At 48.7% G+C, this 13108-nt stretch carries 10 protein-coding genes; 3 read left to right on the forward strand and 7 right to left on the reverse strand.

Features of this window, described 5'->3' with window-relative positions; all coding sequences use genetic code 11:
- Positions 1-7: 7 nt before the first annotated feature.
- Positions 8-2413, reverse strand: a complete 2406-nt coding sequence (locus tag LG368_RS04405) for a bifunctional acetate--CoA ligase family protein/GNAT family N-acetyltransferase (RefSeq protein ID WP_226753521.1) — start codon at positions 2411-2413, stop codon at positions 8-10.
- A 153-nt stretch (positions 2414-2566) separates the two neighbouring features.
- Here LG368_RS04405 and LG368_RS04410 point away from each other — a divergent pair, with 153 nt between their 5' ends.
- A complete protein-coding gene (locus LG368_RS04410) occupies positions 2567-3490 on the forward strand; it encodes a histone deacetylase family protein (protein ID WP_226753522.1) in 924 nt (307 codons plus the stop codon).
- A gap of 31 nt (positions 3491-3521) precedes the next feature.
- Here the strand turns inward: LG368_RS04410 and LG368_RS04415 are convergent, their stop codons facing one another.
- The 4 genes from LG368_RS04415 to cysP form a co-directional block, all read right to left on the reverse strand.
- Entirely contained in the window at positions 3522-4610 is a 1089-nt protein-coding gene (locus LG368_RS04415) for a sulfate/molybdate ABC transporter ATP-binding protein (protein ID WP_226753523.1), read from the reverse strand.
- The gene (gene cysW / locus LG368_RS04420; protein WP_226753524.1) at positions 4607-5461 is read right to left on the reverse strand and encodes a sulfate ABC transporter permease subunit CysW; all 855 of its coding nucleotides are present in this window, start codon (positions 5459-5461) and stop codon (positions 4607-4609) included. Before cysW ends, LG368_RS04415 begins: the two co-directional genes overlap by 4 nt.
- A 17-nt stretch (positions 5462-5478) precedes the next feature.
- Positions 5479-6339, reverse strand: coding sequence for a sulfate/thiosulfate ABC transporter permease CysT (gene cysT / locus LG368_RS04425; protein WP_226753525.1), 861 nt, complete (start codon positions 6337-6339; stop codon positions 5479-5481).
- A 109-nt stretch (positions 6340-6448) separates the two neighbouring features.
- Positions 6449-7462, reverse strand: coding sequence for a thiosulfate ABC transporter substrate-binding protein CysP (gene cysP / locus LG368_RS04430; RefSeq protein WP_226753526.1), 1014 nt, complete (start codon positions 7460-7462; stop codon positions 6449-6451).
- Between the two features lie 233 nt (positions 7463-7695).
- Between cysP and LG368_RS04435 the strand changes: the two genes are divergently transcribed.
- Positions 7696-7956 carry a FeoA family protein gene (locus tag LG368_RS04435; protein ID WP_226753527.1) on the forward strand — a complete coding sequence of 87 codons (261 nt, stop codon included), beginning with the start codon at positions 7696-7698 and terminating at the stop codon, positions 7954-7956.
- Between the two features lie 17 nt (positions 7957-7973).
- A complete protein-coding gene (feoB, locus tag LG368_RS04440) occupies positions 7974-10064 on the forward strand; it encodes a ferrous iron transport protein B (protein WP_226753528.1) in 2091 nt (696 codons plus the stop codon).
- 38 nt (positions 10065-10102) lie between these two features.
- On the opposite strand, the gene modF is transcribed toward feoB, so the two are convergent.
- Both modF and ilvC read right to left on the reverse strand, forming a co-directional pair.
- A complete protein-coding gene (gene modF / locus LG368_RS04445) occupies positions 10103-11530 on the reverse strand; it encodes a molybdate ABC transporter ATP-binding protein ModF (protein WP_226753529.1) in 1428 nt (475 codons plus the stop codon).
- Between the two features lie 90 nt (positions 11531-11620).
- Positions 11621-13093 carry a ketol-acid reductoisomerase gene (gene ilvC / locus LG368_RS04450; protein WP_226753530.1) on the reverse strand — a complete coding sequence of 491 codons (1473 nt, stop codon included), beginning with the start codon at positions 13091-13093 and terminating at the stop codon, positions 11621-11623.
- Between the last annotated feature and the right edge of the window lie 15 nt (positions 13094-13108).

Below are 13108 nucleotides of genomic sequence, written 5' to 3' on the forward strand. Positions count from 1 at the left end.
GACCTAACTAGGCGTCTCGGCATTTCTCAAGCAGACTAGGCGTTAATTTAATCGTGGCAATGACCTGCCCAAAGTCATCTTCATCACGCTTAATACTGAAGCCTAAATAACGGCAAAAATCGATCATGTGTTTGTTTTCTGCCAACACCACGCCTTTCATCCATTTGATGCCTTTGTCTGCGGCGACCAAAAACAGTTGTCGCATCATATAAGAGGCTAAACCTAATCCTTGATATTCATCTCCTAATACAACGGCAAACTCACAGCTTTGATCATCGAAGTTATCCACATAGCGTGCGGTGCCAATGAGGATATTTTTGTCTTCTTTGTTGATAATGGCCAGCAGTGCCATTTCACGATCATAGTCGATGTGCGACATGCTCGACAGCATACGGGGCGTAAGTTCTTCGATGTTTGAAATAAAGCGGAAGTAACGGGTTTCATGGGACATGCCACGAACAAAATCGGCCAAAATATCCGAATCCCTAGGTAAAACAGGGCGTACCGTCGCTACTTCGCCATTTTTAAGCGTACGTTCGGAGACCCATTGACGAGGGTAAGGGTGAATCGATAGGTGTTCATAGCGACGCCAGTTTTTGCATTGACGCAGGCGAGCGGTGACGTCCGCATAGACGCTGCCGCTTTCGTGGACACGTACATCAGCCAGTTCTAAGTGTTCGATTTCAGGCAGTTCACACACCATAGTGGATAAGTTTCGCAACAGACTTTCGAGCTCAAATGAGGTTTCTCCAGGGAAGGCGCGTTGAATTAAATCCTTCGCCAGTATGGTGTTAAGAGGCGGTAAAGCCACGGCTTCAAAGGCGGTGTGTTGTTGGGCACCCTCTAATGACAAGCCAATGGCAGGGCCGAATACGGCATCCTGAAAAACGCGCAAATGAATCGGTGCAAACAGCTGGTGGCTGGCTTGTCGACGGGTGATGATACGAATTTGGAATAATTCGAACACCTCTTTTAAAGCGTCAATTTGCGGGGTTATTTGGCCTTCTTTATAGAGCGTGGCCAAGGTTTGTGTTGCTTGGGCAACATCGATTTTAAAACGAAAGGCATGGCTGTCAGCGTACTGCTTTGCCAGCAGTTGGTTGCGTTGAAAGCGTACTAAAAATTGAAAGCCTTCAATGGCGGTTTCTGGTGTCCGTGAGGTAGGAATGCCGGCTTCATTGATGCGAGTGCGCATATTGGTCATGTTGTCGCCACCGAGTAAACACACCATCACCAGTTTTTTCTGGGTGCGATGCAGTTTGGTGATCAGGTTGTACAGTGAGCCAATGTCGATCAATGCTGTAGGGCTTAGGGTCAACAACACCGCGCCGCACTCTGGACTGCTCAGCGCATCAGCGGCCAAATCAATGTACAGATCCGTCGTACAGGTTGCCCATACGGTCGTAACAGGTCCAACACCACCACGCCCTGCCATGGTGGTTTCGAGTTTATTGCGCAGTTCGCCTTCTGGGTTGAGCAAATCAATATTAAGTTGTGTGGCTCGTTGGGCGGCCAGCTCTCCTGGTCCCGCCCCGTTCCCTATAATCAGCAGGGAGCCGTCTTTGATACGACGGGCGTTAGTCATCACGGAAGCGGCGGCAATGAGGTCGTTTAAGCGTCGGCCACGTACCGCGCCGGTTCGACTCAGGGCGGCATCCAGTACGCGTTCATCGGCGCCCATGGCGTGTTCGGTGACCACCGCAACGGGTTTATTGCGCCCTGTGGCGCGTAAACTGCTGAGAAAGCGTGTTGGGCGACCAATTTTCTGCAGATACATCAAAATGGCTTGGCTATCAAAATCATTGGACAGGTAATCCAATACCTGTGAGGGCATTACATCCACTGGGCTGCCCATTGCCACAACCTGAGAAAACCCAATACCTTGCCACGTCGCCCAGTCCACCAAGGCACTGGCGACCGTCCCTGATTGTGACATGAGCGCCAGACGTCCTGGTAACGGCTGAGCCAGTCCAAGCCATGCAAACACACCGTGTTTAGGGCGGCAAATACCAAAGCTGTTTGGCCCGAGTAGACGTACATTGTGCTGGCGCAGCAGTTCAACCAAGTGTTCTGGTGGTTCGCTGGTCCACGACAACATCAACAGGGATTCTATCTCTGCGGCACCGCAGTCGCGAATAATGTCTGCCATGGATTGCGACTCATGATCACCAACTAATACGGCTAAATCTGGACGTTTGTCTAATTGGCTTAAGTGTTTAACTTGCGCGAACCCCTTTGCAGATGGGGTCGCTAACTCTGCTGGTATTACACCGCACAAGGTAACGGGACAAGGCTTTTGGGCGTTTGATAACGCTTTTACCAGTGCCAACATAAGCGGGTCATGAGCATCGTCACCGGTCAGCACCACGAGGGATTGGGGAGCAAGTAGGGATTGCAAGGCATGTTGACTCACGGTCGTTCTCCTGATGCACAATAAGGATGCATGACAATAGCATAGATTAAAAAGAACACATGGTAGACCATCGTAGGGTAGATTGTCCTAATGAACTGTGGCCTGATACAAAACAATGAAGGATCCATAATAAGAACCCCATTGGAACAAAAAATGACCACCGCCTACATCACACACACCTCTTGTGACCTCCACAATATGGGGGATGACCACCCAGAATCGCCACAGCGTCTTGGGGCGATTCAAAATCGCCTGATTATGGGGCACCTTATGGATTTTCTACGTCGTATCGACGCGGAGCCCGCAACACGGGAGCAACTTCTACAAACACACGATGCGCACTATGTTGATTCTATGTACGCACGTGCTCCTGACGCGGGTCACATTGAGCTAGAGCCAGAAACGCTGATGATGCCGCAAACATTAGATGCGGCCTTACACGCGGCGGGTGCGGTGGTACGGGCGGTGGATGTGGTGATGTCCGGTGAGATGGACAATGCTTTTTGTGGTGTGCGTCCACCAGGGCATCATGCCGAACAAGATAAGGCCATGGGGTTTTGTTTGTTTAATAATATTGCCGTGGGCACGCGTCATGCGTTGCATCAATACGGTTTGCAGCGCGTCGCTATCGTGGATTTTGACGCACACCATGGCAATGGCACGGAAGATATTTTTAAAATGGATGAAAAGGTCATGTACGCATCCAGTTATCAGCATCCGTTTTACCCTTACAGTGACCCTGGGGCATCCCACGACAATATTTTGCACATGCCGTTAGAAGCCGGTTCGGGAAGTGACGCGTTTCAGGCGATTATGACAGAGCAGTTATTTCCCGCATTAGAGGCGTTCCAGCCTGAGCTGATTATGATTTCTGCGGGGTTTGATGCGCACAAAGAAGATCCGATGGCGCAATTGCGTTTGAGTGAGTCGGATTTTACTTGGATTACCGATCAGCTGATGGCGATAGCCGATCGTCATTGTGGTGGCAAAATCGTCTCGGTGTTAGAAGGTGGGTACAACACCGATGCCCTAGGGCGTGCGGCGTTTTGCCACATTAAAAGTCTGATGCGTCTATAGTGCTTTCGTTGTCGATAGATTGTCCGAACCTTTACCAATGTAAAGGCTCGGCTTGCTTGGCATCCTGAGCGAAAAAGTACCCTGCTTTGGGCGTGACAAACACCGTTTGCCCTTTTTCAACTGGTTTTTTATCAAAGACTTTATGGGGTAAATCCATTTCCCAGATGTCCTTACTGTGCCATCCGACCGGTGACAATTCTAACCGCACTTCGGCACCAATTGGGTTGATGGCGACGACTTTTAACGGAAGGTTAGCCTGGTCTGTGGCTGTTTCTGAGACAGTAAACTCATGGGAACGGACATACAACTGACCGTTCTGTTGGGCTGCGCCTTTTGGCAAGACAATGTGTGCTTGCTCGTTGCGCCATTGACCGTTTTCTATTTTGCCTTCAAAGACGTTGGCATTGCCCAAAAAATCAAACACAAAGCGACTGTTAGGCGAAGCGTACAGCGCTCCAGGTTGATCGACCTGTTCGATATGGCCATTACTCATCACCACGACACGATCTGAGAGCTCTAGGGCTTCTTCTTGATCATGGGTCACGAACACACTGGTGAAGCCCAGTTCGTCGTGTAATCCCCGTAACCAGCGGCGTAATTCTTTGCGCACCTTGGCATCAAGGGCGCCGAAGGGCTCGTCGAGCAGTAAGACTTCCGGTTGTGTCGCCAAGGCTCGTGCCAAGGCGATACGTTGTTTTTGACCGCCAGACAATTGCGACGGGAAGCGATTTGCCAAATGCGCCAGCTGCACCATGTCGAGTAAATGCATCACACGTTTTTTGATTTCGCTTGGGCTAGGGCGTTCTTTACGGGGCAACACATCTAAACCAAAGGCCACGTTGTCGGCTACGGTCATATGACGAAACAAGGCGTAGTTTTGGAACACAAAACCCACTCGACGATCGCGCACGTGCAAGTTGGTCACGTCGCGGTCGCCAAACTGGATTCGCCCAGTGTCGGCGCCTTCCAAGCCAGCAATAATGCGTAACAGGGTGGTTTTGCCAGAGCCAGAAGGACCGAGCAAGCCGATCATTTCGCCTTCTTGAATGTCCAAAGAGAGTGGCGATAAGGCCTGAAACTGGCCAAAAGTTTTGGAAATATGTTCGATCAAAATGCTCATAGGGTCGTTTCCTGTCGTTCTTGGCGCCATTCGATAAAGGCTTTAAATAGCAGCGTCAGTAGGGCGATCAGTGCCAGCAAGGAGGCGCTAGCAAAGGCCGCTGCCGCTTGGTAATCCTCGTATTGCAATTGCACATGCAAAGGTAAGGTGTTGGTTTCACCACGAATGTTGCCGGAGACCACAGACACGGCACCAAACTCGCCGACGGCGCGGGCGTTGGTCAAAATCACCCCATAAATCAGCGCCCACTTGATGTTGGGCAGAGTGACGCGGCGGAACAATTGCCAGCCCGATGCGCCTAAAATCACCGCGGCTTCTTCGTCTTCGCGGCCCTGTTGTTGCATCAAGGGAATTAATTCTCGTGCCACAAAAGGGCAGGTAACAAACACGGTGACCATAACAATGCCTGGCCAAGCGAACATCAGTTGGATGTCTTGCTCATACAACCAAGAGCCGATCCAGCCATTGTTGCCATAGAGCAGCAAATACAATAAACCAGCGACTACCGGCGATACGGCAAAGGGAATGTCCATCAAGGTCATTAACAGCTTGCGACCGGGGAATTCAAAACGGGTCACTGACCACGCCAGCATGACACCAAACACCAAATTCACCGGCACAGTCAGTGCGGCAACGAGAAGGGTTAAACCAATGGCATGCAATGTGTCCGCTTCTAATAAGCTAGTAAAGTAATGCCCCGCCCCTTTGACAAAGGCTTGCTGAAAAATAGCAATCAGTGGCACGACCAAAAGAATCGTCGTTAAAAACAGGGTCAGACCGATTAACGACCGTTTCACCCAAGGGCGGTCGCCGACTCTAAGTTGACTGGCTGTGTGCTTTTTTGATGACATAAGAGCTCCTAATCGACCTAGTTGCGTCCATGTAGACGACGTAAATAGCGTGCTTGCCAAATATTAATGGCGAACAACAGAATCAGCGACGCCATCAACACCACAGAGGCAATGGCACTGGCGGCAGGAAAGTCGAATTCCTGTAAACTGACGAAAATCATTAAGGAAGTGATTTCACTCACGTAAGGCATGTTGCCAGCGATAAAAATCACCGCACCAAACTCGCCTAAGCTACGCGTAAAGGATAGAGCAATACCGGTCATTAAGGCTGGCCACAATGCAGGGAAAATCACCCGACGAAACACCGACCAATCCGACGCACCCAAGGTCATGCCCGCTTCTTCTTCCTCAGGGGACAATTCTTCTAATACCGGCTGTACGGTGCGCACCACAAAGGGAATACTGGTAAACGCCATGGCGAGCACAATGCCCCAAGGGGTGTAGGCGATCTTGATGCCGATGCTGGCCAGCAAGTCGCCGTACCAGCCGTTTTGTGCGTACAGAGTCGCCAAGGTAATGCCCGCCACCGCGGTGGGCAGAGCAAAGGGTAAATCCACCAAGGCATCGAGAACACGGCGACCAAAGAAGTCATAACGTACCAACACCCACGCCAGTAACAAACCAAACACGCCGTTAAACAAAGAGGCGATCAAGGCTGCCCATAAGGTCACCTTGTAACTGGCCACCACGCGCTCGTCGCTGATGACTTGCCAATAGCGTTCCCATCCCATGTCCACTGACTGCATGATCAAGCCCGTCATGGGCAACAAAAGAATCAAGCTGATAAACAGCAGGGATGTCCCCAGACTCAAACTTAGTCCAGGAAGGACGCGTTTGTGGCGAGGACGAATGTCGGCGGCGCTTAATTGTGTTGCCATCTGATTGCCTATGCGTATGTGGTGTTCTGTATTAGGAAAAAAATTGGGTAAGAGTAAAAACGGCAAAGCCGAACACAAGGGTGCTCGGCTTAGTCATCTAAGTTAAAGCCTAGCGACGCTGTAACTGATCTAACTTGCCACCGTTTTTAAAGATCTCTTGGGTAGCTTTTGGCCAGCCGCCAGCGATTTCTTCTACGGTAAGCAGAGTCACTTCTGGGAATTGCTCGGCGAATTCTGCTTTCACCACGTCGTTGTGTACACGGTAATTAAAGCCGGCCAATAAACGCTGAGACGCTTCGCTGTACAGGTAATTTAGGTACTCGTGAGACACGGCTTCTGAGTTGTTACGCTTGGCGTTTTTCTCTACCACGGCCACTGGGAACTCCGCCAAGATAGACGTTTTTGGTACGACCACTTGATACTCGTCTGCGCTGTACTGGTTACGAATGTTGTTCACTTCGGACTCAAAGGTGATCAGCACGTCGCCAATGCCACGCTCAACAAACGTCGTCGTTGCGCCACGGCCACCGGTGTCAAACACAGCGACGTTTTTCAAAAACGTTTTTAAGAAGTCATCCACCGCCGTTGCTTGGTCTTTGCCGAAGGTTTTTTGTGCGTAACCTTGCGCCGCTAGGTAGGTGTAACGACCGTTACCAGAGGTTTTTGGATTTGGGAACACCAAGGCCACATCGTCACGGACCAGATCGCCCCAGCTTTGAATGTTTTTTGGGTTGCCCTTACGCACCAAAAACGCGGTGGTGGAGTAATAAGGTGAGCTGTCATTTGGGAAGGCTTTTTTCCAATCCGCCGGAATCATTTTGGCTTTGTCGTGCAATACCTGCACGTCGGTGACTTGGTTAAAAGTCACTACATCGGCAGACAAACCATTCATGATGGCATTGGCTTGCTTAGACGAGCCCGCGTGAGATTGTCTGATTTCAATGGTTTGGCCTGTTTTTTCTTGCCAATGTTTTTCAAACGTTGGGTTGTACGTAGCGAACAACTCACGGGCAATGTCGTAAGAGGTGTTTAAGATAGTTTGATCTGCAGCGGAGGCATGAACTGCACCGCTCAATAATACGGTGCCCAAAATAGATTTAATGGAACGAGATGTAAGTGTCATAGCGGCCTCAATAAAAGCAGTAAAAATAAATACGATAAAAGAAGGTTAAACCAAACTTTTTGTTCTTACAAAGGTTTTAAATAGAACTTTTTGGAATATTTATAGGACAAGAAGACGTTGCTTTTTGGCGTATTAAGGCGGTATTTGTCTCGTTTTTTGCTGGATTGTTCTTTATTACTTCTGGTCGGCTTTGAGTGACTTAGGTCATAATACACATACATATTGTATTGATAATGATTACTGCGTTCATTGCTGGAGACGTTATGGTGTTATCAGAGTTACAAAAAAACCAGATCGCAGTCATTCGTGAGGTCACACATCCGCAAGAAGAGATGCAACGACAGTTGTTGGCATTGGGGTTTGATCCTGGCGAAAACGTACAACTTATGACCAAGGCACCCTTTGGTCACACATTACAAATCAAAGTGGGCACGACCTTAGTGGCCATGCACTCTGATGACGCAAAGTATGTGTATCTTTGCGACTTGCTTTAGAAGAGACAGCGGCACTCATGACATTTCATATCAGTTTAGTTGGTAATCCGAACACAGGAAAAACTACGCTATTCAATAAGTTAGCCGGTACTCGTCAAAAAGTGGGTAACTGGGCAGGCGTCACCGTAGATTGTAAAACCGGCGTTTTTATTCGGGGTAGTGAACGGGTAGATATGACGGATTTGCCTGGTATTTACAGTCTTAATAATCAAACGGGTGGCATGGATGAAACGATTGCGCGACGGTTTCTGACCCAAGAAGATTACGACGTGATTGTAAACGTGGTGGATGCAACCAACCTTAAGCGTAACCTAAAGCTCACACAAGAGCTGGTGGCACTAGGTCGTCCTATGGTTATCGTTTTGACCATGACGGATTTAGCACGCAAGTTAAATATAATGCCTGACGTTGCGCGTTTATCAAAAAATATCGGTGTGCCTGTCGTGGATGGCTATCAACAGTCTATGTCAGAGTTACAAGCGACGCTTTTGTCCTTATTTCATCGTTTACCAACGGCGTTGGACACACTGCTACAAAGGGAAGCGTCACAACCGACACCGGTACGGGATATTTCCGTGTGGCTGCATCAAGTGGTCACAGGCCGCAGTCAGGCTAAGAATATTACGGATAAAATCGATCAGATAGTGCTCCACCCTTGGTTGGGCATCCCTATTTTTTTATTGGCTATGTACGCCATGTTTGCCATCGCTATTGGTGTGGGCTCTTTATTTATTGATCCAATCGATACTTTTGCCGGTTATTGGTTTGTTACCTTCCCTAGTTATTGGATGACGCAATTGGGTGTGCCGGATGGCTTGATTGTCGTATTAGCAAATGGCTTAGGGGGCGGTGTGCAGTTGGTGGCAAGCTTTATACCGGTCATCGGCTTTTTATATATTTGCCTCAGTATTTTAGAAGACAGTGGTTATATGGCACGGGCGGCGTTTATTGTTGATCGCATTATGTCGTCTATCGGTTTGCCAGGTCAGGCATTTATTCCTTTGTTGCTCGGTTTTGGCTGTAATGTGCCTTCTATCATGGCAACGCGCAGTTTAACCAATGTAAAGCAGCGTATGCTCACTATGGCGATGGCGCCTTTTATGTCCTGTGGAGCACGTTTGGCGGTGTACGTGATGTTTGTGTCGGTGTTCTTTCGGGACAAGGGTGGTTTGTTGGTATTCGGCTTGTACCTCTTTGGCATTCTAGTCGCGGTTGGAACGGCATGGATTTTTAGGAAGCAGTTATTTCGTGATGTACGGGTCAGTGTGTTAATGGAAATGCCTCATTACCACCGTCCACGCTGGAGTAATGTGGGGTTATCGAGTTGGCATAAAGTGCGTAGCTTTGTGTTACGTGCAGGGAAAACCATTGTGCTCGTGTCCGCCATATTAACTATTTTGAACGCCATCCCTTCTTGGAAAGCGTCTGAAGAGGGTGCGAAACCGTCTGCGTTGGCTCAGATAGGGCAAATGATGACACCGATATTCTCACCAATCGGCATGGGTGAGGACAACTGGCCTGCGGCTGTCGGAGTGTTTACCGGAGTGCTGGCCAAAGAAGCGGTAGTGGGTACGATGGACACGCTGTACACTGACATGGCCCGAGCAGATGTCAGCAGTAGCTCGGAAAATACGTTAATAGAGTATGAGTCGCCCTTGAGTAATCTGCTGGGTGTGGTGGCCTTGTTAGGTGAAAATCTTTCAGGCGCTGTGTCTACTTTCACCGACCCTCTTGGTTTGACCAGTGTCACGGAGGCCAAGAATCAGGCGTTGACGGCAGGGAGCTATCAGATGTTGGTGTTGTTTGATGGCTGGAAAGGCGCGTTTTCTTATTTAGTATTTGTACTCTTGTATACCCCTTGTGCTGCGACAATTGGCGCGCTGATGAAAGAAGGCGGCCTGCTGTGGACGATCGTCATCGTCGCATGGAGCACATCGGTTGCCTATGTGGCAGCGGTGTTCAGTTTTCAGTTACTGACCTTTGCCAGTCACCCTGTCAGTGCCAGTCTGACTCTTGGTTTGGCCACCGCTTGGTTGATTGCGTTTATTGTGGCTCTCAAGGTGTGGGTAAAGCCCAAAGTCGATAAAAACATTATTGCTGTGGGCTAGGGTGTGGTGCGTTTTCTGCTCATAAGGTGAGTAAGGCGCTAGCTATTTTTTACCAGCCCCAAGTAGTTTTCGATGCCAGCAATTTGGTCTTCCGCATGATGGTTAACATAGAGCACCGTGGTCTGCTTGCCTTGACAGATTTTTTCAATTAAAGCGAGCACCAGTTGACGGTTGATGTCGTCCAAACCAAGGCAAGGCTCATCGAGAATCAATAAGGGTGGATGTTTTACCATAGCGCGAGCGATCAGTAGCAATCGTTGGTCGCCATAAGACAACTTATTGAAAGGTTGGTCGGCACGCTGCGTCATGCCTAACAAGGCTAACCACTCGTTAGCGATTTTCTTCTGGTTGTCGTTGGCTTTGCTGTACATACCAATGCTGTCGTAGAAACCCGAGAGGATGACGTTGCGGCAACTGGTACTGACACGATATTCCCATTGCAATGAAGTGGAGACATAACCAATGAATTGTTTGATTTGCCAGATGCTCTCTCCATTGCCACGTTGAAAACCAAAGACAAAAATATCATTGGTATAACATTGTGGGTGGTCACCGGTGATCAGTGATAAAACACCGGTTTTGCCGCTGCCATTGGGACCACTGAGTTGCCAATGTTGACCTTGCTCTATGGTCCAATCGAGTTTATCAACGATGATGGTATCACCGTATTTAATTGTTGCTTGGTGAAGTTTAACAAGAGGATGCTTAGGATCAAGCGTTGGCAAAGCGTTGCTGTTGTCGGCGGGTGGAATGTTTAAGTGAGTGGTTTTCAAGTGCAAGAGTTGATACAGCTCTTGGTAAGCGTGTGGGTCTTGCTTATCAATAGCATGAGCCAGTCTGCCTTCACTCATATAAGCCACATGGGTGATAAAATCGGGCATTTCATCAAAGCGGTTTAATACCAATACCATGGGCGTTGTTGTCACTAAACCAGCAAGATGGTTTTGCAGCATGGTCAATGTGGCCGCGTCTAAACCATCAAAGGGTTCGTCTAAAATCAGCAAGTCTGGTTCGTTCGCCAGTGCACGAATCAACATGACTTTTCGCGTTTCCCCGGTGGAGAGCTTGCGAAAGGCTCGATCTAATAACCCGGTTAGGCCAAATTTCTCGACCAGGTCACGCGCCAGTTCTGTGTCCACGCAGTATTCAAAAATCATTTCATGCACAGGCGTGCCGACGGAGATAACATCCATGATGTCAGCGTCGTCTTTTTTTAACTCTTGAGCAATCAATTCTGCTTGTGCTTCAAACGATACCAAGCCAACTTTTTTAGGTAACCCCAAAACGTCGCCTGCCTCAATCTTACCGACACCTGCTAAGACGGCAGCGAGAGCCGATTTCCCCGAGCCGTTTGTCCCCGTAATGACCCAGTGTTGATTGGGTTCAAGCGTCCAATGTATATCATTAAGTGTGAAACGATCATCAAAATTAACGGTTAGGTTGTGTAAACGAACAGCAGCGTCCATGGGAGGTTCCTAGTAAATAGAGACAGAAAAGCCGAGGTTTCTATAACGGAAAGCTCGGCTTTTGTAAGGTTTAAAGATTCAATAATCGTATTAAACGATTTTCTTCATGTCAGCCATGTGACCGCGAAGTACAGAACCAATCGCTTCTACTGGGTGAGCGCGCAAAGCTGCGTTCACTTCGATCAAACGTGCGTTGTCTACGCCATTGTCGTCTTCAGTAAGACCTTTACCGATCACGTCAGTTTTGATGTCTTTCATGAAGTCAGCCAATAGAGGAACACAGGCATGGTTGTATAGGTAACAACCGTATTCTGCTGTATCAGAGATAGTCGCGTTCATTTCGTAAAGTTTCTTACGAGCAATGGTGTTTGCGATTAGCGGTGTTTCGTGTAGAGACTCGTAGTAAGCAGACTCTGCGATGATGCCAGCCGCTGTCATGGTTTCAAACGCAAGTTCAACACCGGCTTTTACCATAGCGACCATCAAGATGCCGTTATCGAAGAACTCTTGTTCAGAGATCTCAACGTCGCCCGCTGGGGTTTTTTCGAAGTTGGTTTCTGCGGTGTCTGCACGCCATTGCAGCAAGTTTTTGTCATCGTTCGCCCAGTCTTCCATCATTACGCGAGAGAAGGTGCCGTCGATGATGTCATCTTGGTGCTTGTTGTACAAAGGACGCATAATGACTTTCAATTCTTCTGCTAGATCAAACGCTTTGATTTTTGCAGGGTTAGAAAGACGATCTAGCATGTTGGTCACGCCGCCGTATTTCAAGGCTTCCGTGATAGTTTCCCAACCGAACTGGATCAAGCGAGAGGCGTAGCCAGCATCAACACCTTCTTCAACCATTTTGTCGAAACAAAGGATAGAACCGGTTTGCAACATACCACATAGGATCGTTTGCTCACCCATTAGGTCGGATTTTACTTCGGCGATGAAAGAAGACATTAGAACACCGGCTTTGTGACCGCCTGTGCCTACCGCGTAAGCTTTTGCTAGGGCAAGACCTTCGCCTTGAGGGTCGTTGTCTTCGTGAACCGCGATCAATGTTGGCACACCAAAACCACGTACGTATTCTGCACGTACTTCAGAACCTGGGCACTTAGGCGCAACCATGATGACAGTAAGGTCTTCGCGGATCTGCATGCCTTCTTCTACGATGTTGAAGCCGTGAGAGTAAGATAGGCAAGCGCCTTCTTTCATCAGAGGCATAACCGCAGTCACAACAGGAGTGTGTTGCTTATCGGGTGTTAGGTTAAGTACCACGTCAGCGGTTGGAATCAATTCTTCGTAAGTACCCACAACGAAACCGTTTTCTGTGGCGTTTTTCCAAGATTGACGTTTTTGTGCGATGGCTTCAGGACGCAAAGCGTAAGATACATCCAAACCACTGTCGCGTAGGTTCAAGCCTTGGTTAAGACCTTGAGCACCACAGCCGATCACGACCATTTTTTTGCCTTTAAGGGCTTCTACGCCGTCAGCAAATTCTGAGATGTCCATGAAACGACATTTTGCTAGTTGAGCCAATTGCTCGCGTAGCGGCAGGGTATTGAAGTAGTTAGCCATGATAAACACATCCTA

Source organism: Marinomonas algarum, from assembly GCF_020532605.1.
Classification (GTDB): Bacteria; Pseudomonadota; Gammaproteobacteria; order Pseudomonadales; family Marinomonadaceae; genus Marinomonas; species Marinomonas algarum.